The sequence below is a fragment of the Peptoniphilus indolicus genome (assembly GCF_900454665.1).
Lineage (GTDB): Bacteria > Bacillota > Clostridia > Tissierellales > Peptoniphilaceae > Peptoniphilus > Peptoniphilus indolicus.
The window spans coordinates 516,114-542,578 of the sequence record NZ_UGTH01000001.1 but is presented as its reverse complement, the minus strand read 5'-3'; the positions used below and the strand labels follow the sequence as shown (position 1 = coordinate 542,578).

24 protein-coding genes, 2 pseudogenes and 1 other annotated feature are annotated in these 26,465 nt (G+C 33.4%); of the genes and pseudogenes, 22 read left to right on the top strand and 4 right to left on the bottom strand.

The window, feature by feature from the left end; all coding sequences use genetic code 11:
• The first annotated feature begins 41 nt into the window (after window positions 1-41).
• The 3 genes from rpsG to tuf are packed head-to-tail and all read left to right on the top strand — an operon-like array spanning window position 42 to window position 3,809.
• Entirely contained in the window at window positions 42-512 is a 471-nt protein-coding gene (gene rpsG / locus DYE58_RS02665; RefSeq protein WP_004819168.1) for a 30S ribosomal protein S7, read from the top strand.
• 12 nt (window positions 513-524) lie between these two features.
• The gene (fusA, locus tag DYE58_RS02660) at window positions 525-2,594 is read left to right on the top strand and encodes an elongation factor G (RefSeq protein ID WP_004819166.1); all 2,070 of its coding nucleotides are present in this window, start codon (window positions 525-527) and stop codon (window positions 2,592-2,594) included.
• A 21-nt stretch (window positions 2,595-2,615) separates the two neighbouring features.
• Entirely contained in the window at window positions 2,616-3,809 is a 1,194-nt protein-coding gene (tuf, locus tag DYE58_RS02655) for an elongation factor Tu (protein ID WP_115311992.1), read from the top strand.
• A gap of 235 nt (window positions 3,810-4,044) precedes the next feature.
• Here tuf and DYE58_RS11285 read toward each other — a convergent pair.
• Window positions 4,045-4,799: pseudogene (locus DYE58_RS11285) on the bottom strand (ISL3 family transposase).
• A gap of 62 nt (window positions 4,800-4,861) precedes the next feature.
• Between DYE58_RS11285 and istA the strand changes: the two are divergent.
• The 7 genes and pseudogenes from istA to DYE58_RS02610 all read left to right on the top strand — a co-directional run bounded on the left by istA (window position 4,862) and on the right by DYE58_RS02610 (window position 11,093).
• Window positions 4,862-6,149: pseudogene (gene istA, locus DYE58_RS02640) on the top strand (IS21 family transposase).
• Complete coding sequence (gene istB / locus DYE58_RS02635) at window positions 6,139-6,888, top strand: IS21-like element helper ATPase IstB (protein ID WP_004823537.1); 750 nt, start codon at window positions 6,139-6,141, stop codon at window positions 6,886-6,888. The pseudogene istA and the gene istB overlap by 11 nt, the downstream one beginning before the upstream one ends.
• A 28-nt stretch (window positions 6,889-6,916) precedes the next feature.
• Window positions 6,917-7,336 carry an MgtC/SapB family protein gene (locus DYE58_RS02630; RefSeq protein WP_115311989.1) on the top strand — a complete coding sequence of 140 codons (420 nt, stop codon included), beginning with the start codon at window positions 6,917-6,919 and terminating at the stop codon, window positions 7,334-7,336.
• Between the two features lie 87 nt (window positions 7,337-7,423).
• Window positions 7,424-9,130: a gamma-glutamyltransferase gene (gene ggt, locus DYE58_RS02625; protein WP_004819161.1), complete on the top strand. Its 1,707-nt coding sequence runs from the start codon at window positions 7,424-7,426 to the stop codon at window positions 9,128-9,130.
• Window positions 9,131-9,427: 297 nt separating this feature from the next.
• The gene (locus tag DYE58_RS02620) at window positions 9,428-9,748 is read left to right on the top strand and encodes a PadR family transcriptional regulator (RefSeq protein ID WP_004819159.1); all 321 of its coding nucleotides are present in this window, start codon (window positions 9,428-9,430) and stop codon (window positions 9,746-9,748) included.
• Window positions 9,741-10,340, top strand: coding sequence for a DUF1700 domain-containing protein (locus tag DYE58_RS02615; protein WP_115311988.1), 600 nt, complete (start codon window positions 9,741-9,743; stop codon window positions 10,338-10,340). The genes DYE58_RS02620 and DYE58_RS02615 overlap by 8 nt, the downstream gene beginning before the upstream one ends.
• Window positions 10,341-11,093: a DUF4097 family beta strand repeat-containing protein gene (locus tag DYE58_RS02610; protein ID WP_115311987.1), complete on the top strand. Its 753-nt coding sequence runs from the start codon at window positions 10,341-10,343 to the stop codon at window positions 11,091-11,093. It abuts the gene before it with no gap.
• A 159-nt stretch (window positions 11,094-11,252) separates the two neighbouring features.
• On the opposite strand, the gene DYE58_RS02605 is transcribed toward DYE58_RS02610, so the two are convergent.
• Genes DYE58_RS02605 through DYE58_RS02595 form a run of 3 tightly spaced genes read right to left on the bottom strand, consistent with a single transcriptional unit; the run spans window position 11,253 to window position 15,400 of the window.
• The gene (locus tag DYE58_RS02605) at window positions 11,253-12,590 is read right to left on the bottom strand and encodes an ABC transporter permease (RefSeq protein WP_004819154.1); all 1,338 of its coding nucleotides are present in this window, start codon (window positions 12,588-12,590) and stop codon (window positions 11,253-11,255) included.
• A complete protein-coding gene (locus DYE58_RS02600) occupies window positions 12,590-14,686 on the bottom strand; it encodes a COG1361 S-layer family protein (protein ID WP_004819152.1) in 2,097 nt (698 codons plus the stop codon). The genes DYE58_RS02605 and DYE58_RS02600 overlap by 1 nt, the downstream gene beginning before the upstream one ends.
• A 12-nt stretch (window positions 14,687-14,698) precedes the next feature.
• Complete coding sequence (locus tag DYE58_RS02595) at window positions 14,699-15,400, bottom strand: ABC transporter ATP-binding protein (protein ID WP_004819151.1); 702 nt, start codon at window positions 15,398-15,400, stop codon at window positions 14,699-14,701.
• A gap of 266 nt (window positions 15,401-15,666) precedes the next feature.
• Window positions 15,667-15,791: a sequence feature (ribosomal protein L10 leader region), on the top strand.
• Between the two features lie 8 nt (window positions 15,792-15,799).
• Here DYE58_RS02595 and rplJ point away from each other — a divergent pair.
• From rplJ to aphA, 12 genes are all read left to right on the top strand, one after another.
• Window positions 15,800-16,336: a 50S ribosomal protein L10 gene (gene rplJ, locus DYE58_RS02590; RefSeq protein WP_040552091.1), complete on the top strand. Its 537-nt coding sequence runs from the start codon at window positions 15,800-15,802 to the stop codon at window positions 16,334-16,336.
• A gap of 36 nt (window positions 16,337-16,372) precedes the next feature.
• Window positions 16,373-16,753: a 50S ribosomal protein L7/L12 gene (gene rplL, locus DYE58_RS02585; protein WP_004819148.1), complete on the top strand. Its 381-nt coding sequence runs from the start codon at window positions 16,373-16,375 to the stop codon at window positions 16,751-16,753.
• Between the two features lie 301 nt (window positions 16,754-17,054).
• Window positions 17,055-17,363 (top strand): hypothetical protein, encoded by a 309-nt coding sequence (locus DYE58_RS02580; RefSeq protein WP_004819144.1) that lies wholly within the window; start codon window positions 17,055-17,057, stop codon window positions 17,361-17,363.
• Window positions 17,364-17,373: 10 nt separating this feature from the next.
• The gene (locus DYE58_RS02575; RefSeq protein ID WP_004819143.1) at window positions 17,374-18,408 is read left to right on the top strand and encodes a V-type ATPase subunit; all 1,035 of its coding nucleotides are present in this window, start codon (window positions 17,374-17,376) and stop codon (window positions 18,406-18,408) included.
• Window positions 18,399-20,375 (top strand): V-type ATP synthase subunit I, encoded by a 1,977-nt coding sequence (locus tag DYE58_RS02570; protein ID WP_004819140.1) that lies wholly within the window; start codon window positions 18,399-18,401, stop codon window positions 20,373-20,375. Before DYE58_RS02575 ends, DYE58_RS02570 begins: the two co-directional genes overlap by 10 nt.
• Window positions 20,366-20,785: an ATP synthase subunit C gene (locus tag DYE58_RS02565; RefSeq protein ID WP_004819137.1), complete on the top strand. Its 420-nt coding sequence runs from the start codon at window positions 20,366-20,368 to the stop codon at window positions 20,783-20,785. Before DYE58_RS02570 ends, DYE58_RS02565 begins: the two co-directional genes overlap by 10 nt.
• Window positions 20,785-21,096: a V-type ATP synthase subunit F gene (locus tag DYE58_RS02560; RefSeq protein WP_004819136.1), complete on the top strand. Its 312-nt coding sequence runs from the start codon at window positions 20,785-20,787 to the stop codon at window positions 21,094-21,096. The genes DYE58_RS02565 and DYE58_RS02560 overlap by 1 nt, the downstream gene beginning before the upstream one ends.
• Before the next feature lie 4 nt (window positions 21,097-21,100).
• Entirely contained in the window at window positions 21,101-21,727 is a 627-nt protein-coding gene (locus DYE58_RS02555) for a hypothetical protein (protein ID WP_004819134.1), read from the top strand.
• Complete coding sequence (locus tag DYE58_RS02550; RefSeq protein ID WP_004819132.1) at window positions 21,720-23,504, top strand: V-type ATP synthase subunit A; 1,785 nt, start codon at window positions 21,720-21,722, stop codon at window positions 23,502-23,504. The genes DYE58_RS02555 and DYE58_RS02550 overlap by 8 nt, the downstream gene beginning before the upstream one ends.
• Window positions 23,505-23,508: 4 nt before the next feature.
• A complete protein-coding gene (locus tag DYE58_RS02545) occupies window positions 23,509-24,876 on the top strand; it encodes a V-type ATP synthase subunit B (RefSeq protein ID WP_004819130.1) in 1,368 nt (455 codons plus the stop codon).
• A 9-nt stretch (window positions 24,877-24,885) separates the two neighbouring features.
• Window positions 24,886-25,503, top strand: a complete 618-nt coding sequence (locus DYE58_RS02540) for a V-type ATP synthase subunit D (RefSeq protein WP_004819128.1) — start codon at window positions 24,886-24,888, stop codon at window positions 25,501-25,503.
• A 149-nt stretch (window positions 25,504-25,652) separates the two neighbouring features.
• A complete protein-coding gene (gene aphA / locus DYE58_RS02535; protein ID WP_004819127.1) occupies window positions 25,653-26,396 on the top strand; it encodes an acid phosphatase AphA in 744 nt (247 codons plus the stop codon).
• The last annotated feature ends 69 nt before the right edge of the window (window positions 26,397-26,465 follow it).

Sequence of the window (26,465 nt, the reverse complement as noted above, 5' to 3'; positions counted from 1 at the left end):
CGAGTACCAATGAATCGACTAAATAGTTAAGGAGGGAAGTTATGCCAAGAAAAGGACACATCCAAAAAAGGCAAGTAATGGCTGATCCTGTTTATGATGATGTAATCATCACAAAACTTATCAATAACGTAATGTTAGATGGTAAAAAGGGTACAGCACAAAGAATTGTATACAATGCTCTTGAAAATATTCAAGGGGAAACAGGTGAAGAAGCTTTAGAAGTATTCTACAAAGCTCTTAATAATGTAATGCCTGTATTAGAAGTAAAAGCAAGAAGAATCGGTGGGGCTACTTACCAAGTACCTATGGAAGTTAGACCTGAAAGACGTCAAACACTTGGACTAAGATGGTTGGTTAAGTATGCAAGAGCTAGAGGTGAAAAAACTATGGCTCAAAGACTTGCGAAAGAAATACTTGACGCATCTAACAACTTAGGAGCAAGTGTGAAGAGAAAAGAAGAAATGCATAGAACAGCAGAAGCCAATAAGGCATTTGCTCACTATAGATGGTAAGGGAGGAAGCCCATGGCTCGTGATATACCTTTAAATAGAGTAAGAAATATTGGTATCATGGCTCATATCGATGCCGGAAAAACCACTACTACTGAACGTATACTTTATTATTCAGGTAAAATCCATAAAATAGGCGAAACACATGAAGGTGGAGCGCAAATGGATTGGATGGAACAAGAGCAAGAAAGAGGTATCACAATTACCTCAGCTGCAACAACTGCAAATTGGAAGAATCATAGACTTAATATCATTGATACTCCGGGACACGTTGACTTCACTGTAGAAGTAGAAAGATCTCTAAGAGTTCTTGATGGTGCAGTAGCCTTGTTTGATGCAAAGAGTGGTGTAGAACCGCAATCTGAAACTGTTTGGAGACAAGCAGATAGATATGGTGTGCCTAGAATTGCACATATCAATAAAATGGACGTTACAGGAGCTGATTTCTTTAGATCAGTTGCTACAATAGATAAAAAATTACAAGGCAACCCGGTGCCTATTCAAATCCCAATGGGAGCTGAAGACACATTTATCGGTATGATTGACCTTGTAGAAATGAAAGCTGAAATCTACAAGAATGATGACGGTACAGAAATTGAAGTTACTGACATTCCTGAAGAATATAAAGCTCAAGCAGAAGAATATAGAGAAAACTTGATTGACAAGGTTGCGGAGTTTGATGAAGAACTTATGATGGCATACCTTGAAGGTGAAGAAATCTCTAAAGAGCAAATTAAAAAAGCTATAAGAAAAGGTACAGTAGATGTTAAGATAACACCATGTACTTGTGGATCTTCTTATAAGAACAAAGGGGTACAATTACTTCTTGACGCTATTATAGATTATCTACCATCACCATTAGATATTCCGGCAATCAAGGGAACTGATGATGACGGAGAACCTATAGAAAGACACGCTTCAGACGAAGAACCACTATCAGCATTAGCATTTAAGATAGTTTCTGACCCATTCGTTGGTAAGTTAGCTTACTTTAGAGTTTACTCTGGGGTATTGAAATCAGGTTCTTATGTATATAACTCAACTAAAGGTAAGAGAGAAAGAATCGGACGTATTCTTTTAATGCATGCTAATAAGAGAGAAGAAATTGATGAAGTATATGCAGGAGAAATCGCTGCAGCTGTTGGTCTAAAAGACACTACAACAGGTGATACACTTTGTGATGAAAAATCAAAAGTAATTCTTGAAAAAATGGAATTCCCAGAACCGGTAATTTCTGTTGCTATTGAACCAAAATCAAAAGCATCTCAAGAAAAAATGGGTATTGCACTTCAAAAATTAGCAGAAGAAGACCCAACATTCAGAACATACACTGACGAAGAGACAGGTCAAACTATAATCGCAGGTATGGGAGAGCTTCACCTTGACATTATCGTAGATAGACTTTTAAGAGAATTCAAAGTTGAAGCAAATATCGGTAATCCACAAGTATCTTATAGAGAATCTATTACTACAGCTTCTGAAGGCGAAGGTAAATATGTTCGTCAATCAGGTGGTCGTGGACAATACGGTCACTGTAAGATCAGAGTTACACCTCTTGAACCGGGTTCAGGATTTGTATTCGAAAACAACATTGTTGGGGGTGCTATTCCTAAGGAATTCATCGGACCTACACAACAAGGTATCGAAGAAGCAATGCAATCAGGTGTACTTGGTGGATATGAAGTATTAGACGTTAAAGTTGAACTATATGATGGTTCTTACCACGATGTAGACTCTTCAGAAATGGCATTTAAGATTGCTGGATCTATGGCATTAAGAGATGCACTTGCAAAAGCAAATCCGGTACTTCTTGAACCAACAATGAAAGTAGAAATAACAACTCCAGAAGAATACATGGGAGATGTTATCGGAGATATAAACTCAAGACGTGGAAGAATGGAAGGTATGGAACTTGTAAATGGTGCACAAATCATAACAAGTTATGTACCACTAGCAGAGATGTTTGGATATGCAACATCACTTCGTTCAAACACACAAGGTAGAGCTAACTACTCTATGCAATTTGACCACTATGAACCAGTACCTAAGAACATTTCTGACGAAGTTCTTGGAGACAAAAAGTAAGATCTTTAAGGAGGAATTACAATGGCTAAAGCTAAATTTGAAAGAAACAAACCACACGTAAACATAGGAACAATAGGACACGTAGACCACGGAAAAACAACACTAACAGCAGCAATAACACTAGTACTAAACAAAAGATTCGGATCAGGTGAATTCGTAGACTACGCAAACATCGATAAAGCACCAGAAGAAAGAGAAAGAGGAATTACAATCTCAACATCACACGTAGAATACGAAACAGCAAACAGACACTACGCACACGTAGACTGTCCAGGACACGCTGACTACGTAAAGAACATGATCACAGGAGCAGCACAAATGGACGGAGCAATCCTAGTATGCTCAGCAGCAGACGGTCCAATGCCACAAACAAGAGAACACATCCTACTAGCAAGACAAGTAGGGGTACCAAAAATAGTAGTATTCCTAAACAAAGAAGACCAAGTAGATGACCCGGAACTAATCGAATTAGTAGAAATGGAAATCAGAGACCTACTAAGCGAATACGACTTTGACGGAGACAACACACCAATCGTAGTAGGATCAGCCCTAAAAGCATTAGAAGATCCGGACGGAGAATGGGGAGACAAAATCCTAAAACTAATGGAAGCAGTAGACGAATACATTCCAGAGCCAGTAAGAGACATAGACCACCCATTCCTAATGCCAGTAGAAGACGTATTCTCAATCACAGGAAGAGGAACAGTAGCAACAGGAAGAGTAGAACAAGGAACAGTAAAAGTAGGCGACAACGTAGAACTAGTAGGACTAACAGAAGAAAGAAGAACCCTAGTAGTAACAGGAGTTGAAATGTTCAAGAAGCAACTAGACCAAGCCCAAGCAGGAGATAACATCGGAGCCCTACTAAGAGGAATCCAAAGAGATGAAATCGAAAGAGGCCAAGTACTAGCAGCACCAGGAACAATCAATCCACACACAAAATTCGAAGCCGAAGTATACGTACTATCAAAAGAAGAAGGTGGAAGACACACACCATTCTTTAACGGATACAGACCACAATTCTACTTCAGAACAACAGACGTAACAGGAGACATCCAACTAGCAGAAGGCGTAGAAATGGTAATGCCAGGAGACAACTCAACATTCACAGTAACACTAATCACACCAATCGCGATGGACGAAGGATTAAGATTCGCAATTCGTGAAGGTGGAAGAACAGTAGCATCAGGCGTTGTTTCTAAACTTATCGACTAATTTAATTAACAATTAGGTGATGTTGCAGAATAGATGATTCTACTCTGCAACATCATTTTTTGGCTCTATGTCAAACATTGGGGAGGCTCATAAATCGAGCCTCTCATTTTATGTAAAAATCAACACATAGCAGCTAAAATAAGTCCAAAACTAAAATAAAACAAAAACCACTAAAAATAAGCATAGCAAACAAAACTCCTAGGAGTTTTCAGAAAATTTAATACTCTTTTACCAACTACTTACACGAAAACATAATTCGTTTTCTAAATAAATCAAAATTCCTCATACCAAAACAATTTCTCTTTAAAGTCTTTATCTTAGTATGCGTACCCTCAAGAGGACCATTAGACCAAGGATAATCAAAAGAATTACATATCTCATCAAACCAATCATTAAAAGCAGTAATACAAGAACTAAATTCCTTTAAACCGGACTCCTTAGCCCTTCTTATCCACTCACTCAAACATATACTAGCCATCTTTTTATTAGGCTGAGTAAGAACATATTGGTAGAACAACTCCTTTAATTGATAAGCTAACCTTAAATCCTCACTTAACCCAAGCATTAAAGAAACCTCACTAGCCTGCATAGAACTAAGCATAGAAGAAGGCTTTGTAACTAAACTCTTACTTCTCTTAAAAACACCCTAAGCTTAGAAGAAACATCCCTTTGAATCCTCTTTCTAACATTCTCCAAAGCCCAAGAAACCTGTCTTATGAAATGATACCTATCAATAATATGAATCGAACTTCTAAAGAACCTATCCCTAACAGATTTAAAAAAATTAGACATATCACTTACAAAAAACTTAACACTCATCCTCTCTATATTAGAAATCCTTTTAAAATACTCAAACAAACAATCCTTACTCCTAGAAAGTAAAATATCAATAACACTATGAGTATCACCATTAAGAAGAGAAGTCTGATACTTGTTATTGCCACTATCACCCTTAAACTCATCTGTAAACGGTAAAATAAGAATGTACAAAAATGATTAAATAGGAATGTACAATTTGATAAAATAATGAATATAACATTTTGGAGGAAATAATGGAATATTCATTAATAAATAACTTGAAAATTAAAATACAAAAGTTAAAAGATTTATCAAAATTAAAAATAATTATGGATTCAAATGATTTAAAACCAAACTATTCTGCTTTATCTAAAGAACTTGGTGTGGATAGACGTACTATTAAAAAATATTATCATGATTATGATAAAACCCTTTTCTAGAAACAAATCTTCTAAAATAGACAAGTTTAAGGATGTAATTAAAGAGTTGCTTGATGTTAACTCTGTTCAAAAATTCTACTCTAAAACAATTCTTTGGAGATATCTAAAAGATAATCATGCTCTAGATACAAGCCTTTCTAATTTCAATAAATACATTAACAATAATGAAGTTTTCAAAGAATATTTTGATAAAAATAAAGGAAAAAACAAAGCTAAAATAAGATTTGAATCATCTCCATCAGAGCAAGCTCAAATTGATTGGAAAGAAAATATAGAGTTCATAACTTCTGATGGAGAGGTAATTAATTTAAATATTTTTGTTTTCATACTTTCATATTCAAGATATAGGATTTTTAGTGTATCACTAGACAAAAAACAAAGTACTCTATTTGACTTTTTAAATTCTAGCTTTGAACAAATTAGTGGAGTTCCTCAAAGCTTAGTAACTGATAATATGAAAACAATTATGGATGAGCCAAGAACCGGTAGAAAAGAAGGAAAAGTTAACAATAAGTTTTATCAATTTATGAAAGATTATGGTTTTGATCTAAAACCATGTACAGCCAAAAGACCACAGACTAAAGGAAAAGTAGAATCTAGCATGAAACTATTAGAAGAAATTAACGCCTAACAAGGGAAATTAACATATCAAGAACTTTTAGACTTAGTTTCAAAAATTAATAACCGAGTAAACTTAGATATTCATCAAGGAACAGGTCAAATACCAATTAAACTTTTAGAAAAAGAAAAAGACTTCTTAAAGCCACTACCAAGTAAGCAAATAAGAAATCTCTACAAAATAAAGCTAACACAAGTAAGAGTAAACAAATCCTCTATGATAACATACAAGAAGAATCAATACTCAGTCCCAACTGAATATGAAAATAAGCCATTAAACTTACAAGTATTAGATAATAAATTGTACGTCTATGATAACACAAAATTAGTAACAATTCATAAAATAAGCCATAAAAAATTAAATTATCATTTAGAAGACTACGAAGAAATATTATCCAATACATTAAAAAACAAAGATTCAGTAGCAATAAAAGAAATTGCAAAAGAAAATTTAAAAAAGATTGGAGAAATATATGGAATATAGCACAAACTATGAAAGACTAATAACCAACCTAAAATATCTAAATTTAAAGCAGGTAATAATACATTTAGAAAATGAACTTAAAGATCCAAATATATCACTAATAGATGGGCTTTTAAGATTAACAGATTATGAAGTAGATAACAAGAAAATAGTAGCAGCAAATCAAATGGTAAAAGTAGCAAACTTTCCAAGCATAAAAACCCTAAAAAACTTTGATTTTAACTTCAATGAAAACATAAACGAAAATCAAATAAAAATGCTATGTGGATTAAGTTTCATAGAAAAAAATGAAAACATAATAATATTAGGAAATAGCGGAGTAGGTAAAACTCATTTAGCAACATCCATAGGAATAGAAGCCGCAAGAAAAAGAATAAGCACCTACTTTATCAAATGTAACGACTTAATAGACAATCTAAAAAGAGCCAAACTAGAAAATAGATTAGACAATAGAATCAAACATTACACAAAATATAAGCTACTGATAATAGACGAACTAGGGTACCTTCCCCTAAACCACGGAGACGAAAGAATGCTATTTCAACTAATAGATAAAAGGTATGAAACAAAAAGTACAATTATAACAAGTAACTTAAACTTTTCAGAATGGGGAGAACTATTTTATGATGAAAAAATAGCCCAAGCAATAGTAGATAGACTATTACATCATTCAACAGTCATCTCAATAACAGGAGCATCATATAGATTAAAAGACCATATTTTTGAAAAGGAGGAATAAGAAAATGTACATTATTATTTGAGCAAAAATGTACATTCTTATATTGACATTTACAAAAGATGATACAATAAGTGGGCTGACTACCTCAGCGGGTATTTGGACTATGGCGATTATAGGTATGAGCTTTGGAGCGGGCCTGTATTTTGTTGGGATAGTTGTATGTATGGTAATGGCGACAGTACAAAGTATGCTATATGTCGGAGGCGTATTTTTCTCTGCCGCGTCTACACATACTCTTGTTATTCAAGCAAATAATTTAACTGTAATAGATGAAATTAAACAGCATGTTGGATACAAGAAGATAAAATACAGCAATATAAAACAACTAAGTGGCGAAAGTAAACTTACAATAAATATGAGATTTTTATCGGATGATGAAGATGAAGTTATAAGAATTTCAGAAATGCTTGAAAAAAATCCTGATGTTGAAAAATTTTACATCCTGTAGTCTTTCATTAGATTATCATGATAAATTGTAATTGACACAATTAATTTATTGTGATAATCTGAAAATAAGATAAAGGAGGTATTTAATATGATAAGAAAACGATTACCTATTTGGACGTTAGTACTTAGTTTAATGGTGTCGGCGCTTTCGCCAATTGGTACATATGCGGCAACTAGAGAGCCAGTAAAAGACAATGGAACAGGGCTTGTAATGAGTACTAATCCTTTGGCGAACAAAGTAGGTAAGGAAGTACTTGATAAAGGTGGAAATGCAATTGACGCAGCTGTTGCAGTTGGATATATGTTAGCTGTTGTACACCCTGCTGCAGGAAATATTGGCGGCGGTGGATTTGCATTGATTCACACTGAAGATGGTAAAGACGTGGCATTGGATTTTAGAGAAACTGCTCCGGCAAAAGCTACAAGAGATATGTATCTTGATAAAAAAGGTAATGTAATAGATGGCATGAGTGTAACAGGATACAAAGCTGCCGGAATTCCAGGAACTGTAAAGGGCATGAGTGAAATGCTTAACGAATACGGAACTATGCAATTATCAGAATTAATTCAACCAGCTATAGACACAGCTAGAAATGGTTTTAAATTATCATCAAGACAAGCTGAAACGTTTGTAGAAGAAAAAGATAGAATGCAAAAATTTGAAGCTACAAAAAAATATTTCTATAAAGCAAATGGAAATCCTTATAAAGAAGGAGAAGTTTTAAAACAAGAAGATTTGGCAAAAACTTTAGAGAGAATAGCTAAAAGAGGACCATCTGAATTTTACAGAGGAGAAACCGCAGACCTTATAGTTAAAGATATGGAAAAGAATGGTGGGCTTATAACAAAGGCTGATTTAGCTGCTTATAAGACAGTTTGGAGAACTCCAGTAAAGGGAACTTACAGAGGATATGATATAGTTTCTATGTGCCCACCATCATCAGGAGGAACTCATATAATACAAATTTTAAACATAATGGAAAATGCAAACATCAAAGAAATGGGTTCACTTTCTTCAGAAACAATCCAATTGATGGCGGAAGCTGAAAGACAAGCTTATGCAGACAGAGCTGAATACATGGGAGATCCTGACTTTGTAAAAGTTCCAACTGCAAAACTCATGGACAAAGCATATGCTAAAAAAATATATGAAAAGATAGTTGCAAATAAAGATAAAGCTATTCCAAGTTCACAAGTTAAACCAGGATTAGAACTTCCTTATGAATCAGACCAAACTACTCACTATTCAGTAATGGATTCAAAGGGAAACGCCGTATCAGTAACTTATACAATAAACTGGACATTTGGTTCTGGAGCATCTGTTGACGGAGCAGGATTTTTATTAAATGATGAAATGGATGATTTTTCTGCTAAGCCAGGAGTTCCAAATGTATTTGGAGCAGTTGGCGGAGATGCGAACGCAATAGAAAGTGGAAAGAGACCTCTATCATCTATGTCTCCGACTATAATCCTAAAAGATGGAAAAGTATATATGGTAGTCGGAAGCCCTGGAGGAACTAGAATCATAACTACTGTACTTCAAGTAATATCAAACGTAATTGACCATGAAATGGATATAGCAGAAGCTGTTGCTAAACCAAGATTCCATATGCAATGGTTGCCTGATGAAATAAGAATAGAAAAAGATACTCTTGTAAAAGATGTAAAAGTGAAACTTGAAAATATGGGCTATAAAGTAACAAAGAAACCTGTTATGGGAGATGTAAATGCAATTATAAAAGACCCTAAAACAGGAACATTCTACGGAGCTAAAGACCCAAGAACTGAATTTTAATATAAAAAATTAGTAACACTATTTTTAATGAGAAAATGATAAGAACCCCTTTTGCTGTACATAGTGAAAGGGGGTTTTTAATGAAATTTATAAATTTAGCTATTCTATATGATAGATAATTCAAAAGTTATAATTTGATAAATTATTTATAAAGTAATACATATTTACAAACTATAGAGTAAATTAATAAAAAAGTTTTTGGATTGGTAGTAATATTTTAATTAGTATTATTTTATACTCAGTACCTTGTATTAAAAGGTAGCTTGTGATATTATACATCTGAAGAGAGGGAATTATATGAACGTACAGTTTAAAAAAGGTGTTTTAGAACTTTTAGTTTTTGCACTTCTCAAGGATAGAGACCACTATGGTTATGAAATGGTAGAAAAAATCTCAAAGCATATAAATATTTCAGAAGGCAGTATCTATCCTCTACTTAGGCGACTATCTAATGAAGGATATGTTTCTACATACTTAGAAGAGTCTCAAAGTGGACCGCCGAGAAAGTACTATACTATTACTAATTTTGGGAAAAAACAATATGAAGGACAAATTGAAGAGTGGTTTGAATTTATTAATTCTGTAAATATGATATTGAAAGGTGAAACGGATGAATAAAAAAGATTATTTGAATTTATTAAGATATCATCTTGGAGAACTGCCCAAAATAGTTGTAGATGATATTATCTATGATTATGAAGAGCATTTTAACTTGGGAATAGAACAAGGCAAAACTGAAGAAAAGATTGCTGAAGAACTTGGATATCCTGATGACATAGCTAAAGAGTACTTGGGAAGAGACCCTCAAAAAGCTACAAAAAAAGAAAATATAGAAAATGAAGAAAATATAGAAAAAAATGATAATAGATCAAGAAATATTTTATTGATAGTTTTAGGTTTGATCTTTGCTCCGGTAATCATAGGCGCTATTACAGGTATTTTCGGGTTGGCATTTGGAATATTTATGGGACTTATGGGAGCTGGAGTGGGTCTGATAGTAGGCGGGCTTGGATTATTTTTGAGCTTTTTTCCATTTATACCGGTTTCAGAAGTTGCTATTTTGGCAAATCCAATAACAAGATTATTTACAGGGATTGCGCTAATTTGTTTTGGAATAATATTATTGTATTTAGGAATTAAATTTTTAAAATTCTTTATTAGAACAGTTGGAGACGTATTTTTTGCAATAAGATGGAAGTTGGTGATATAGATGAAAAGATTTATTATTATAGTATTGTTATTAGGAATATCTGCTTCAATAATTGCTGGAGTTTCATTTTTTATAAATGATAGAGATAAGCTAAAAAATTCAGTAATTGACTTGAGTATTATGAAAGATATTGAAGAGCAAAAAGGATTTTCAGATACAGAAAATTTTGCTAAAGAAGAAAACTTTGATGCTGAGATAAAAGAACTTTATATAGAAAAATTAAACGGTGGACTATTAATAAAACAATCAAATTACAATGGAATAAAAATTACTGATGGGGAAAAGGGGAATGTTGTTTATAGTTTTGAAAATGGAAAACTGATTATTGATGATAAGGGTGGAGAAACAGATAATATTTCAATAAAAGATTTGTTTAAAAATAATTATAGACGAACGATAGTATATTCAAAAAATCCGGAAGAGTTGATAGCAAAGATAACTAATTTAAATGGTGCTATGTCAATAGACACAAATATTAAGGAGCTTACAATAGAAACAGTAAATGGTGCATTAGGTATAGATAGTAAAGAGTCGTTTAATATGAATATAAATTCAATAAATGGAGCGGCTAATATTAAGATGGAAAATTTTGATGCTAACATAAAAATAAATTCAATAAATGGAGGTGTTAGCACTTTTTTTGAATATGAAGAAAGTAATCTATTTCCAAGGAGAATCGATAAAAAAATCAAGAATGGAAGAAATGTTATAGAAATAGGTACAGTAAATGGAGCTATATCTATAGACAATTAAGATAGCCAAGCTTTTAAAACTCTGTATTATAAATTATTATAACAAAAGAATTCAAACAAAAATAAAATGGATGTTCACCTATATTTTTAGGTAGCATCCATTTTATTTAAATATTTGATATTGTAAGCAATTCTATTAGTTGCCAATGCAACGGATTTTCTATTCACTTCTAATTGCATCTAAGGCAGATAATTTCATTGCACGTTTCGCAGGGAAGTAGCCAGCTAAAATTCCTATTAAACAAGAAAATAACAGTGCAATTAAAATTAACCAAAAAGGGATGTAAGATATCTTTGGTTCAAAGTCTCCAGTGAGTTGGAACCTAGACATCAAAAATCCTTTTGCCAAGATATTGAATACAAAGGAAAGTATTAGAGAAAATATAACTCCAATTATTCCTCCTAAAAGGCCTATGAAACCAGCCTCGATTAAGAATAATTTTTTTATATCAGATATTGAAGCTCCTATTACTTTCATTACACCTATTTCTCTAGTTCTTTCATATATTGACATTATCATTGTGTTGGTAATGCCTATGGCAGCCACTAAAAATGATACGGCAGATATTGCTCCAAATACTGCTTGGACTATCAATATATTTTTGTTTTGATTTTCAAGAATTTCTGCAAAGATGTTTGAAGCATTGTATCCCATGGCTTTGATATTATCTTGAACAGCTTTTACATTTTTTATATCATCAACTTTAACCTTTATAATAGAATACTCATTAAATTTAGGTGGAGTTGTGTTAGAAAATTGTGCAGAATCTTTAGCTAGTTTTTTTAAGTAATCTATAGGCATATAAATTGTATTGTAATTTTGCCAGTCATTTTCGTTTGGTACTAACACTCCCACTACAGAAATTTTTTCTGAATATACAGGTTTGTTCTCATCTTCTGTAAAATTCCCATTCATTTCTGAGTTTTCTATGTTTATTTTTGAAATTTCAATTTTACTTTTCATAGGTTCTACTTTTGATGAAGCATCAATATTTACTCTCTTAGGGTCTCTAAAGTTTTTTGCAGCACCGCCACTAAAGACAATGTGTTTAGTGTCTCCATTCGTGAGAAGTCTGCCATCTTGTATTTTAAAATCAAAGTCATTCATAACTTTAGGGGGCATAGCTACAACATCAACCCATTCATTGACATAGCGACCACTTTTAAATGTAGCTGAGGCCTTATAGATAGGCATTACAGAAGTGACGTGTTCAACACGAGACACTTCTGCAACAGCTGTATCATTAAGCTTTTTATCTTTTGTCTTAGGACTCATTTCAGAATTCATTGATCCGAAGTTTTTTTGTAAGTCCAAGATTGTCAAATTACCCATTGAAGAGTACATTGCAGTATTTATTTTTTGGAATCCAAATCCGATGGAAAGCATGACTATAATTGAAGTAGTTCCTATAATGACACCGAGAACTGTTAAGAAAGTTCTCATCTTTCGTGCTTTTAAATTTTTTATAGCCATAGAAATTAAATCATTTAAGTTCATTATAATTTCAAGTCCTCATCATTTTTATTTTGTTTACGCTTTTTATAGAATATAAATCCACCAGCACCAGTAGCTAAAAGAACTAATGGAATGATTAGCAGTAAAGGATTAAAAGAACTTTGTTGCGGCATTTCATCCATGTTTTCAGGAGCTGAGAAATCTTGTGCATCAAATGAATAGTCTCTCTTTAAAGTTTCTTTTTTACCAGTTGAGTCTTCGTATGAAAATTCTATTTCAAATTTACCTTTACCAGCTTTTTCAGGTGTGACTGATACTGTGAACTGCTCAGAACTTCCAGGAGAAAAGTTTCCTTTATAGCTTGAAGGTATATCGAATTTTAAATTTTTACCACTTATCTTAACTAACACATTGTAAAGCGAAGCTTTTCCGGTGTTGAAGTAGTCTACAGTGATTGGATTTTCTTGTCCAACAATAAATTCACCTTGAGGGACTATATCTCCTATATCAAGTTTTGCTTTTTGTACTACAGGTATACCAATTTGTTCGGTTGCTTGGTATTTTTCAGCTTTAGAATCTTCGTATTCAAAATTTGCTATTACAGTGTATGTCTTAGCTGCGGTATCAGGAACTGTGGTAAATACAATTTCTTTTTCAACTCTCTTTCCGGGTTTTATCTCATCTACATAGAATGTATTGGAACTTCCAACGGGAGTGAATACTGAAGCTGTAGACGGAGTATTATTTCCACTAGATTGAGAATTATTTGAATTGTTTGAGTTATTTGAAACAGATTCTTGTGCGTCTGATGTCAAAAGTATTTTTATATTTCTAACAGATTTTTTTGCATTTGTGTTGTAGAGTTTTAAATGCATTTTAAAAGGCATACCAGCTTCTATGATTTCAGGGTCAAAAGAGTATTCTTCCAAAATCAATTTAGGAACTGGAGAAGTATCTTTAGCATTAGGGTCAACTGGCTTAGGTGCTTTAATGAAAACACCGACAATTTGAGTAGACTCTAAAGTGCCATCAGCTCCGTCACTATAAGAAACTTTTAATTCCACAGGATAATTTTTTGTATCAGCAGATGGTGTGGTGATAAAGTCAAATGAATAGTGCTTAGATTGTCCTGGATCCAAAGACTTAGTCAAGACTTTAGAAACAGATTTTGAAGCAAGTCCACTTTGATCTTGAGAAATTGCTGTTACAACTAAATTTTTTGCCTGATTTTTACCAGTGTTAGCTATGTCAAAACCTATTGTAGTGCTTTGATTTCTACTCAAAACTTTAGTAGGAAAGACAATATTTTGGAATTCTAAATTTGTAGAAGACTTTGGTGCTTTTAATACATCTATTGAGAAACTATAAGAACCTTCTTTAGGAGATTTAGTTGCATCATCACCTACAAATGAATATTTTAAAGTCAACATATAACTTCCGGCAGGTGTTGATGGGTCAGATTTCAAATCGAAAAATATGGGAGTTGAATTTCCAGGCTCTAAAGAAGTTATATCAACAGTTGAAAGCCCTTTTGCAAGTGTGATTTTTCCGCTTTCAAGTCCTTCTAATGAAACTTTAATATTTTTAGCTGTCGAATCTCCGGTGTTTTTAATTGTGAAAGGAACTTCAAATGACTTTGAAGGTTGTACAGAGCCGGTCCACAGAGTGCTTTTTGAAATTTCAATTGATGGATTTACTGGCTTTTCAGGAGCGATAACTCTTACATATATAGTTTCTTCTTGTTCAAGAAAAGTTTGATTTACATAGTATCTAAGTTTTAATTTTATAGGAACAGATTTGGTTGTAAAATCTTTTTCGGTTCTCAAATAAAAAGTTCCACTTAAAGAATTATTTTGTCCTATTGAACCGTTATTTACAGCATAACCATCTCCATCAACATACACTTTGTCAGGATTTTCGATAAAAGCTTGTACTGAAATTCCGGAGATGTTTTCTTCGTTGGATGGGTTGTTTAGCGTAATATTTACAGCAGCAGTTTCTCCATCTGTTAAATTAATAGTTTGAGGGGCAGACACATTGAGTTTTAAATTAGATGTTGTTTTTACGTTACTTGCATTTACAATGCTTGAATTAAATAATAGCAAAATTAATAATAAATAAATTGTGAATTTCTTCATTTTTCCTCCGAGTTATGAAATTATTGAAACATTGTCTTCTATATTTATAATTTTTCCATCCTTCATATGTATAATCACATCAGCATAGACAGAAGTTTCAACGTCATGGGTTACAATAATCAACGTTTGATTATGTTTTCGAGATATTGAGCACATAAGCTTCATGATATCATCAGATGTTTTACTATCTAAGTTGCCAGTTGGCTCATCGGCAAACACAATTGGAGGACTATCGACAAAGGCTCTAGCTATTGAGACTCTTTGTTGTTGTCCACCACTCATTTCATTTGGTTTGTGTCGCAATCTATCGCCTAGTCCGACTTTTGTGAGGATGTCTTTTGCAAATTCATTTCGTTTTGCTTTAGAAATACCTTTAAAAGTAAGTCCAAGACTGACATTTTCTGATGCATCAAGAGTTGGAATTAAGTTGTAAGATTGAAATACAAAACCAACATTGAGTTGCCTAAATTTGGTGATTTGGTCTTCGTTTAAACCAACTATATCAATTCCGCCTATAAAGACTTGACCGGTGGTTGGTTTATCAAGGCCGGCAAGTATATTTAAAAGAGTGGATTTTCCACTTCCAGATGTACCGAGGAGACATATAATCTGCCCTTTTTTTATTTTGAGATTGACATCGTCTAGGGCATATACAGAAGAATCTCCCATTTTATATACTTTGGTAAGATTTTTAGTTTCTATAAAAGAATCCATAATTACCTCCTTGTATAGACAGTATAACAAAATATATAAGCAATAGTAAATTTTAGTTTTACTAAGAAAAGTCAAAGGTTAATGGATAAAAGTACTATTAAGTTAAGAAAACATCGTAATATAGCAAAGTTAATCCTAAATTGCAATAGCAAATTGAATTATAGTTATCTAAATCATTTAGGATTGTAAAATATGTTTGACAATCCGAGAAATTAATTTTAATAAATTGTACATTTAGTCTTGACAAAGTGTATTGTGAAAGATAGAATATCTATGTTAATTAACCGCAGACAGTAGGGGAGAAATCTTAAAAATCCTACCGAGGTAAGATCGTTTTAAATACGAATTTCTTAATCTCATCAGTCTGCGATGGGATTTTTTATATTTGGAGGTGAAATAGTGAAAGAAGAAAAGCTAAATGGAAAAGTCCAATTGGTTGATGAAATCAAAGGAAAAATTGAAAGCGCTCAAAGTATCGTACTTGTTAATTACAGAGGTCTTACTGTAGAAGAAGTTACTGAACTTAGAAGTAAATACAGAGAAGCTAATGTAGAATACAAAGTTTATAAAAATACTATGATGAGACGTGCATTCGAAGAACTTGGACAAACTGAAATTTCAGAGTACCTAGTAGGACCAAGCGCGATAGCATTTTCACTAGAAGATCCGGTTTCAGCGGCAAAAGTAACAGCTGAATTCGCTAAAGAACATGAAGCATTTGAAATAAAATCCGGTATTGTAGACGGAAAGTTAATTTCAAAAGAAGAAGTAGAAGGTCTAGCTAAATTACCATCTAAAGAAGTACTTGTTGCTAAGTTACTTGGCAGCATGAACAGCCCAATTCAAGGTCTTGTTAATGTACTTAACGGAAATATTAGAGGACTTGCAGTGGTATTAAATGCCATAGCAGAAAAGAAAGAACAAGAAACAGCATAAAAATTTAGTGCAAAGCACAAACAGGAGGATATTATAATGTCAGATAAAGTACAATCACTTATTGAAGAAATCAAAGGTTTAACAGTATTAGAACTTTCAGAAGTTGTTAAAGCATTAGAAGAAGAATTCGGAGTATCAGCAGCAGCTCCTATGGCAGTAGCAGCAGCTCCAGTAGCAGGTGCAGCTCCAGCAGCAGCTGAAGAAAAAACTGAATTTGATGTAATCATCAAAGATGCAGGTGCAGAAAAAGTTAAAGTTATCAAAGTAGTTAAAGATGCTACAGGACTTGGACTAAAAGACGCTAAAGCTATCGTTGACGAAGCTCCAAAAGCAGTTAAAGAAGGTGCAAGCAAAGAAGAAGCTGAAGAACTTAAAGCTAAATTAGAAGAAGCAGGAGCAACTGTAGAACTTGCTTAATTAAATTTAAAATTAAAGTAGCCTATTTGGCTACTTTTTTTGTGCCCAAAATTAAAATCTAATCAAATAATATAGAACTTAGGAATTAAGATTTTACAAGATTTGATAATATCTATAAAATTTAATTATTAAAAGATAAAAAAGACTTATTGAAAATTGGCTAAAAAATAGAAAAAATAATTTGCATTATTAAATTAAAAGGAGTACACTCAAGATGATTTACGAAAATTGAAAATTTTGTAATTAGAAAATAGCGACCATTGGCCGGTCGTTTTTTTAAGTTAAAGGAAGGTGATGAATTTTGGAAGAATTGATTCAGCAGATACTTAGTTTAGACAAAAAAACTAAAGAGTTTACCAATAGAGCCGAGAGAGAATTGGAAGAGTCAAAAGCTGAAATTCAAAATATGTTAAATAATTTTGAATTAAAAAGCCATGAAGAAGCTAAGAAAAGAGCTATAGAAATGTATGAAAAAGTGTACAGTGAGGCAATGGCGAAAGTAGAAAGCATCTCTGAAGAAAATCAGAAGAGGTTAAAAGATGTGGAATCAATTTATCGAGAAAATAAAGAAGAATTGATTACTAAGGCGATTAAACTTTTAGAGCTGTAGAGGTGAGAATGTGAATTATGCTGCTGTAAATACAAAGGCAAGAGCGGTATATGCTAAATATATAAAACAAAGTCCTCAATTACAATTGTTGGGAATGGATACACCAAAGGCAGCCTTGGCTAAGCTCAATGAGTTATGGAAACTTGACATTGAACTACCAAGTGGAAAAGAAGCAATAGATTTATATGAAGTAAATAAGCAGATGGAACACAAAGTGTATGAAGAATTAAAAGATTTTCTTTATTTCTTTCAAGGGGAAGAGAGAAAATTCTACAGTGGCCTTTTAGAAAGATATAAAATAAGAGATATAAAGAGAATTTTTAGAACCATAGTACACGGTGAAAACAGAAATCTTTTGAGAGAAAGTCTTGTTGCGCTAAATCCTGCAATAATTCCAGAAGATGGAGATTGGAAAGTTGAGAGGTTTATCGAAACTTTAAAAGACACTGACTACGCAAGAAAGCTTACGGTCTATACAGATATTCCAGATGACAGAATATTATTTTATGTAGAGATGACTTTGGATAAGAGTTATTATGAAAATTTAATTGAAAGAGCAAAGAAACTTAGCGGCTCAAGTTCAAAGTTGGCATTGAGTTTAATCGGCAATCATATAGATTTGTTAAATATAACCTATTTATATAGAGGGGAAAAGACATATTCTATTTTGCCACAAGAAATGGTCAACTTTTTGATTGATGGTGGAGAAAAATTATCAAGGCAGACATTATCTATTTTGGCATATGAGGATATAAAAGAATTTTTAAAAAATGTAGCAGATACCAAATTTAATTTCTTATTTCCGGGCGGAAGAGAAGCCACAAATATGGACATAAGAATGGAACGTGATTTATATAAAAAATTTTTAAATGCATATCAAACAAGTGGTTTTGATATAGGAAAAATTCTTTCAATAACTTTATTGATGGAATTGCAAATTAGAGATATCTCCACAGTATTAGAAGGTAAGAGATTGGGGATTAACTCGAATATTGTAAGGGATCTTTTGACAATCCCGTTAAAGGAAGGTGAAGTATGGCAGTAGAAAAAATGGTCATGCTTAATGTAGTAGGGAAGCTTGATGACTTAGAAAATATATTGTTGGATATATTAAAAAGTGAGTCTATAGATATGGTAGATGCCATGACACAGCTTTCAAAGAACAATGCCATTTATGAATTGAATGCTGAAAATGTAGATATGATTGTAGATTTAAACAATCTTGGACCATTTGTTGCTGATAATAACAATAGAAAGAGAACGCAACAAGCAAGACAATTGATGGAATATTTTGGCATTGAAAATCTTGAAGCTGAGCAAGAGGGCTCAAGTGAATATACTGAAAAAGATTTTGACAAGTTATATGCAGAAACTGCTAATTTACGTAATGAAATAGAAGAAATCGACAAGAGGTTAGAAGTTTCTCAGGGAATTAGTCAAAACTTGGCATTATTTAGAAATGTTGATGTCGACTTAAGAGAACTAAAAAATATGGAGTATTTTACAGCTAGATTCGGAAGAATTGAAAAAGCTGCAAGGCTTAAGCTAAAAGAAAATTACGACCATATTTTAGCGGCAGTTTTTCATACAGGTTCATATGAAAATGAAGAAGTATATTTGGCAATATATCCAAATGAAGTTCATGAGGAAATAGACAGAATATTGAGTTCTCTACATTGGATAGACGTTCCAATTTTAGAGCATTCACAAGGGAGTGCCAAGGAAACTTTAAATCAAATTGAAGCTGAGGCAGCTGCATTAAACAACAGACTTGAAGAAATAGAAGTGGAAAAACAAACTCTTTACAAGAGTAAGACTAAAGAAATTCATAAAATTTTAGCCAGAATGTTGGTGCTTGGAAGAATTGAAGAAGCTAAGTCTAAAATGGCGAAAGCTAAAAAATACTTCCTATTATCAGGATGGGCAAGTGAAGATGGTTTTAAAGAATTAAAGGAACAGTTGGGAAAATATTCTGACACATTAATTACAGCGGTAGATGCTGATGGAGAAGATATAATTTTCAAACCACCTACAAAGCTAAAAAACAATTCTTTTTTTAAACCGTTTGAGCTCTTAGTTAGAATGTATGGAGTTCCAAACTATAATGAAATCGACCCTACAGTATTTTTGGGAATCACTTATATGATTCTATTTGGGGCTATGTTTGGTGATTTAGGACAAGGCTTAGTATTTTTCTTGGCAGGAATGATTTTAAAGAAAAAACTTAAAAATGATATGGGGCCTCTTTTGATGAGACTTGGTGCCAGCAGTATGGTATTCGGTGTGCTCTATGGTTCTGTGTTTGGAAATGAAGAGATAATTCAACCTCTATGGATAAGGCCTTTTGAAAACATAAATCAAGTGCTTATCATGTCGATATCTTTTGGGGTGTTTTTACTTGTAATGGCATATGTTATGAATTTTATAAATGCCTTTAGAAATAGAGATTTAAATCAAGGACTGTTTGGAGAACACGGACTTCTTGGATTCGTAGTATTTGCAATGCTTATTTTCTTGCTTTTAGATGCGACAGGTTATGTGCACGTGATACCTACATCAGTTGCAATAGGAGTCTTGATTTTATCAATACTAGCAATGATATTTAGAAAGCCTATACTTTCAAAGATATATAAACAAGAAGTGAGTTATGAAGAAGGTAAGGTAGGTTATTTTATAGAAAGTTCTTTTTCAATAATAGAACTTTTAATATCAACTTTGTCAGGTATTGTTTCTTTTATAAGAGTTGGAGCATTTGCAATAAACCATGTAGGTTTATTTTTAGCTTTTCATACAATGGCTGAAATGGCAAACCATACAGTTGGAAATGTTTTAATATTGGTTTTGGGAAACATCTTAATTATTGGGTTAGAAGGACTTATAGTATTTATTCAAGGACTTAGACTTGAATACTACGAATTGTTCAGCCGTTATTATCAAGGTAGCGGAGTGGAGTTTAAATCAGATAAGATTAATTTTAGAAATACAGAAAGAGGCAGAAAAAAATGGAAATGATTTTAATTTTAGCATCACTTGTAGTGTTTGCGACTATATTTTATGGACTTGTTTTAATAGAAAAGGGAATTGGTGGAGATAGACCAAGACTTAAGAAACTTTTGAGATCTAACTTAGCTGTTTTTATACCTACAATAGTGGCAGCCTTTGTGCTACTTGTACCAGGAGCAGTAAGTGCGGCAACAGAACCTACAGGCGTTAACGGACTTGGATTAATTGCAGCTGCACTTTCAACAGGTATGGCTACAATTGGTACTGGTTATGCAGTAGGTGTAGTTGGGTCAGCTGCTTTAGGGGCTGTTTCAGAAGATGATTCTATATTAGGTAAGACACTTATCTTTGTAGGTTTGGCAGAAGGTATCGCAATTTACGGACTTATCATCTCAATAATGATTTTAGGTAAACTTTAATGAAATCTATCGCAATAAGCAGAAATTATGAGCTTCTTGTGGCATTGAGAATGAGTGGTTTTGAAGGGATATTTTGTAAAGATGTTCACAGTTTGAAGATGGAATTCAAAGATATCCTAAAACAAAATCAAATAGGTATAATTCTATTGTCTGAAGATGATTTTCAAGAGATGAGAGAAGAAGTCTTTGAGGCTAAGAAGAAAAAGAGAGGACCATTAATAGTTACACTTCCTGGACGTGGTGGATTTAAAGAACAAGATTTTATATTGAAGTATGTTAAGGAAGCTGTGGGTCTAAAATTAGATAGGTGATAAGATGATATTAATTGAAAATAAATTGGAAATGTTTGAGAATGTCGTCTATAAAAATCGTGTTACTGAATTCCAAAAGAAAATTGCACAGTGGGAAAATGAAAGAGACCGTATAAGAAAAGAAAAAGAGGACTCTCTTGAAAGAGAAGCTGCTGATATGATATCGAGAAGAGAAAAGCTTGCAAAAGAACTTGGAAATGAAAAAATTGCCAAGGCGAAGGAAGAAAAAAGGGTTTTAGAGCTTAGGATTATGAATGAATTAGAAGATGATTTAATTCAAACTATAAGACAAAGAGCTTGGGCTTGGACGGATTCTGACGAATACAAGAAACACCTTATAGACGGTATAATAGTTACCTTTAATCATTTGAAAGAGGGAACATATAGATTAGGTCTTACTAAAAAAGATATGGAAAAATACTTTGATGAAATTGAAAAAATAGCTGGTGAAAGAGGAATAAAGTTAATACCAGTTATAAAAAAAGATTGGATGATAGGTGGACATATCTTGAGTAATGAAGCTAAGACTTATAATTTAAATAATGATATATACACTATTATTGAAGAAAAAAGATATGAGATAGGGATGCTTTTGCATGATCTCTTCAAGAAGGAGGCAGCAAATGTCTGAACGAGCTAAAATAGTTAAGATAAACGGTCCGGTAGTAGTTGGAGAGCCGATGTCTACTTTTGCAATGCGTGAAATGGTTCAAGTTGGGAACAAAAAGCTAATTGGAGAAGTAATAGCAATTCAGGGAGATAAAGGTATAGTCCAAGTTTATGAAGAAACAGAGGGACTTAAGAGAGATGAAGAAATCTACGCTACTCACGCTCCGCTTTCAGTACGTCTTGGGCCTGGCATGCTGTCAAATATGTTTGACGGTATTGAACGTCCACTAAACAGAATAGAAGCAGAACACGGAGCATTTATACCAGAAGGTATAGGACTTAGCAATTTAGATTTAGAAAAAAAATGGCACTTGAAGCCTATAATAAAAGTTGGAGATGTTGTAACTGGTGGAGAAATATTTGGAGAAGTTGAAGAAACACAAATAATCACTCACAAAGTTTTGATACCTCCAAATGTATCAGGAAAAGTTACATGGGTTGCCAAAGAGGGCGACTATAATATAGTAGAAGCTGTAGTGAAAGTTGAAAGTGAAAGTGGTATTAAAGAAGTTGCAATGAGCCATGAATGGCCAGTGCGTGTGCCAAGACCGGTAAGGGAATTTAAAGATGCAAATACACTACTCGTAACAGGGCAACGTGTTTTAGATGTATTTTTCCCAATCGCTAAAGGCGGTACAGTTGCTATACCTGGAAGCTTTGGTACAGGAAAGACAATGACACAACATCAAATTGCAAAGTATTGTGATGCAGACATCATAGTATACATTGGTTGCGGTGAGCGTGGGAATGAAATGACAGAAGTTTTGGAGGATTTTCCTAAACTAATTGACCCATATAGCGAAAAACCTTTGATGGATAGGACAATCTTGATTGCAAATACTTCAAATATGCCGGTTGCAGCTCGAGAAGCATCAATTTACACAGGCATTACTATGGCGGAATATTTTAGAGATCAAGGTTATAATGTTGCAATGATGGCAGATTCTACTTCACGTTGGGCAGAAGCTTTACGTGAAATCTCAGGGCGTCTTGAAGAAATGCCGGCTGAAGAGGGATATCCAGCTTATTTGCCAAGTAGAATAGCAGGTTTTTATGAAAGAAGTGGTTCAGCGGTTACTTTATCAGGGAAAGATGGTTCAGTTACTACAATAGGGGCTGTTTCTCCAGCTGGTGGGGACTTCTCAGAACCTGTAACAGAAAATACAAGAAGATTTGTAAATACTTTCTTAGCGCTTGATAAAGACCTTGCATATAGCAGACACTATCCAGCTATACATTGGTTAGATTCTTATTCAGGGTATGTTTCAAGCTTATCTAACTACTATGATAATAGACTTGAAGGGAATTTACCTGAACTTAGAAGTAAGTTTTTGGGAATACTTCACGAAGAATCAAAACTTCAAGAAATTGTAATGCTTGTTGGAGAAGATGTTCTTCCAGATAAAGAGAGATTTTTACTTGAAATAGCAAGAATAACAAAGGTTGGATTTTTACAACAAAATGCTTTCCACAAAATAGATACATTTGTACCACTTGAAAAGCAATTTGAAATGTTAAATACAATAGACATACTCTACAGGGAGGGGATGTCTGTGTTGGATTTGGGAGTATCAATTTCAGAAGTTAAAAACAGTAGTTTGATTTCAGAAATAATAAATATGAAATATGATATAACTAATGAAGATTATACACCTTTTACTATTTTGAATAACAAGATTCGTGAGTTTTATAGGGGATTGAGAATGCAATACTCAGACACTGATGAGATAGAGGAGTGATAGTATGAAAAAAGAATATTTGATTTTAGACAAGGTCGAAGGTTCTCTGGTAGAACTATCAGGTCTTCATCACGTAGCTTATGGAGAAATAGTCAATTTATCTGTCAAAGGCAAGTCTGAAAATGTAGTAGGTCGTATAATAGGGATAGATGGAGATAAGGCAACTGTTCAAGTCTTTGGAGAATCTATGGGAATCTCCACAACAAATACAAAAGTTGTATTTGAAGGTAAGCCTTTTAAAATACCTGTGTCAAGTGAGATATTGGGAAGAATATTTAACGGTATAGGGATAGCAAGAGATAAAGGTGGACCTATTTATTCTGATAAGTTCTATAATGTAAATGGTCGCCCTATGAATCCGGTTGCCAGAGAGTATCCTAGGAACTATGTTGAAACGGGGATAAGGTCGATAGATTCTCTTATGACTTTAATTCGTGGGCAAAAGCTTCCAATTTTCTCGGGGTCAGGACTTCCACACAACGAGCTGGCTGCACAAATAGTAAGACAAGCTCACATAGTTGGAGAAGATAGTGAATTTGCAGTTATATTTTGTGGAATGGGTTTGAAGAGAGAAATTGCCAGTTTCTTTATAGATAATTTTATGGAAGCTGGAGTAATGGATAAGGTAGTAATGTACTTAAACTATGCAGACGATCCAATTATGGAGAGGATTATAGCTCCTAAATGTGCTCTTACCGCAGCTGAATACTTGGCCTTCGAAGAGCATAGACACGTGCTTGTAATCATGACAGATATGACAAGTTATGGAGAAAGTTTGAGAGAGGTGAGTTCTCAAAGAAGTGAAGTACCTTCAAGAAAGGGTTATCCGGGATATCTATATTCTGACTTGGCGGCGATTTATGAAAGAGCCGGAATGGTTAAAGGTGTAGAAGGTTCTGTGACTTTGATTCCAATATTGACAATGCCTTCAGATGATATTACACACCCTATTCCAGATCTTACAGGATACATTACAGAGGGCCAAATAGTAATGAGCAGAGACTTACATCAACAAGGTATTTATCCGCCGGTAGATGTATTGCCATCTCTTTCACGTCTTATGAAAGACGGTATAGGCGAAGAATATACAAGAGATGACCATCCGGATGTTTCAGCACAACTTTTTGCCTCTTATTCACGAGTAATAGAAGTTCGTGCACTTGCTCAAATAATAGGGCAAGAAGAACTTAGTGAAGACGATAAGAAGTTATTACAGTTCGGAGAAAGATTTGAAAAAGAATTTGTAGGGCAAGGATTTCACGAAAATTCCAGTATGGAGCAGACACTTGATAAGGCATGGGAACTACTAAAAATATTGCCTAAGGAAATGCTTGTTAGAATTGATCCCAAAATTCAAGCTAAGTATCTATAGGAGGATATTATGGCAAAGAAAATGACAGCTACAAAGGCAAACCTTATAAAAGTGAAGGAGTCTTTATCTTTTGCCAAAAAGGGATATAGCCTTTTAGATAAAAAACGTACCGTACTAATTAGAGAAATGATGAGACTAAATGAAAGAGCCATAAAGATTCAAGAAGACATAGAAGAGAGTTTTAAAAAATCTTATGACTCATTGACTATGGCTTCAGTGACTATGGGTTGGGAGTCTGTAGTTGATCTTTCGCTTTCAATGCCAAAAGAAGAAGAATATAAGGTTGGTTATAGGTCTGTAATGGGAGTGGAAATTCCAGAAGTACACTATAGTAAGTATAATCCAAGAAGTACATTTAGTATCTATGAAACATCTTTTGCTTTTGACAAAGTTTATCTTGAAATGAATGAGCTCAGAGAAAAAATTTATGAGCTTGCAGAAATAGAGACAAGTTTATATAAACTTGGGAAGGAAATTAAAAAGAGCGTCAAGAGGGCAAATGCTCTGGAAAAAATTCAAATACCTAAACAGGAAAAGACATTAAAAGAAATAGAAGATGTTTTAGCCGAAAAAGAAAGAGAGGACTTCTTCAGACTTAAAAGAGTTAAAGGTAAAGGTGAAGAATAAATATGAGGTAGTGTGCCGGTTTGACAGACTACCTTTTTTAATTAAGTTTGAAGAGAATAGCAATTTGAATTATAAAACTGAAGCCAATTATTAAAAATACGTTTACATAGTAAACTAAAGATGGTATATTATGATAAAGGAGTGATAGTATGTATATAAAAAATAAGATTTTAAAGACAGGTACAATTTTAACTTTAGCTGTGACATTAGCGGCGCCTATGGTATCGTTTGCTGCAGGACCTAAAGTTAAATATACTCAACCGGGAGTTACTGTTCAAAGTGATGCTGCATTTATAAAATACGTATCAGTAGAAGATATTAAAAATTCTTTGAAGGACAAGGGACCTATTAATGTAAGTTTTGATATAGACGATACATTACTTTTCTCAAGTCAATATTTCCAATATGGAAAAACAGTACTTACTCCAGGAAAGTTTGATTTCTTAAAAGACCAAAAGTTCTGGGACTATGTTGCACTTGAAGGTGATTCTCATTCAATTCCTAAATTGTCTACAAAAGAAATAATAAAGATGCATATGGAAAGAGGAGATAACATATTCTTTATAACAGGTAGAACAAGAGGAAGTATGTATAAAGAAGGCTATCTTGATAAGACTGCTAACAATTTGAAAAATTATTTTAATATGCAAAAAGTAAATCCTATTGACTATACAGCAGATACTCCAAGAGAAGGATTTAAATATGACAAATCTTACTTCATAAAGAAACACAATGTTGCTATTCACTACGGAGATAGTGATGATGATGTCTTGGCAGCTAAAGAAGTGGGGGTTAGACCTATTAGAGTTTTCAGAGCTCCAAATTCGACTAATATGCCATTACCTCAAGCAGGAGGATATGGAGAAGAAGTGCTTAGAAATTCAGCATTTTAAAATTAATATTTAAAGGATTTCTTTTTAACGAGAAGTCCTTTTTTATTTTAAACATCGAAATAATTTTTA

Coding starts and splice junctions, on each gene's coding strand:
- rpsG (WP_004819168.1), top strand. CDS start 42: ATGCCAAGAAAAGGACACATCCAAAAAAGGCAAGTAATGGCTGATCCT.
- fusA (WP_004819166.1), top strand. CDS start 525: ATGGCTCGTGATATACCTTTAAATAGAGTAAGAAATATTGGTATCATG.
- tuf (WP_115311992.1), top strand. CDS start 2,616: ATGGCTAAAGCTAAATTTGAAAGAAACAAACCACACGTAAACATAGGA.
- istB (WP_004823537.1), top strand. CDS start 6,139: ATGGAATATAGCACAAACTATGAAAGACTAATAACCAACCTAAAATAT.
- DYE58_RS02630 (WP_115311989.1), top strand. CDS start 6,917: ATGTACATTCTTATATTGACATTTACAAAAGATGATACAATAAGTGGG.
- ggt (WP_004819161.1), top strand. CDS start 7,424: ATGATAAGAAAACGATTACCTATTTGGACGTTAGTACTTAGTTTAATG.
- DYE58_RS02620 (WP_004819159.1), top strand. CDS start 9,428: ATGAACGTACAGTTTAAAAAAGGTGTTTTAGAACTTTTAGTTTTTGCA.
- DYE58_RS02615 (WP_115311988.1), top strand. CDS start 9,741: ATGAATAAAAAAGATTATTTGAATTTATTAAGATATCATCTTGGAGAA.
- DYE58_RS02610 (WP_115311987.1), top strand. CDS start 10,341: ATGAAAAGATTTATTATTATAGTATTGTTATTAGGAATATCTGCTTCA.
- DYE58_RS02605 (WP_004819154.1), bottom strand. CDS start 12,590: ATGAACTTAAATGATTTAATTTCTATGGCTATAAAAAATTTAAAAGCA.
- DYE58_RS02600 (WP_004819152.1), bottom strand. CDS start 14,686: ATGAAGAAATTCACAATTTATTTATTATTAATTTTGCTATTATTTAAT.
- DYE58_RS02595 (WP_004819151.1), bottom strand. CDS start 15,400: ATGGATTCTTTTATAGAAACTAAAAATCTTACCAAAGTATATAAAATG.
- rplL (WP_004819148.1), top strand. CDS start 16,373: ATGTCAGATAAAGTACAATCACTTATTGAAGAAATCAAAGGTTTAACA.
- DYE58_RS02570 (WP_004819140.1), top strand. CDS start 18,399: ATGGCAGTAGAAAAAATGGTCATGCTTAATGTAGTAGGGAAGCTTGAT.
- DYE58_RS02565 (WP_004819137.1), top strand. CDS start 20,366: ATGGAAATGATTTTAATTTTAGCATCACTTGTAGTGTTTGCGACTATA.
- DYE58_RS02560 (WP_004819136.1), top strand. CDS start 20,785: ATGAAATCTATCGCAATAAGCAGAAATTATGAGCTTCTTGTGGCATTG.
- DYE58_RS02555 (WP_004819134.1), top strand. CDS start 21,101: ATGATATTAATTGAAAATAAATTGGAAATGTTTGAGAATGTCGTCTAT.
- DYE58_RS02550 (WP_004819132.1), top strand. CDS start 21,720: ATGTCTGAACGAGCTAAAATAGTTAAGATAAACGGTCCGGTAGTAGTT.
- DYE58_RS02545 (WP_004819130.1), top strand. CDS start 23,509: ATGAAAAAAGAATATTTGATTTTAGACAAGGTCGAAGGTTCTCTGGTA.
- DYE58_RS02540 (WP_004819128.1), top strand. CDS start 24,886: ATGGCAAAGAAAATGACAGCTACAAAGGCAAACCTTATAAAAGTGAAG.
- aphA (WP_004819127.1), top strand. CDS start 25,653: ATGTATATAAAAAATAAGATTTTAAAGACAGGTACAATTTTAACTTTA.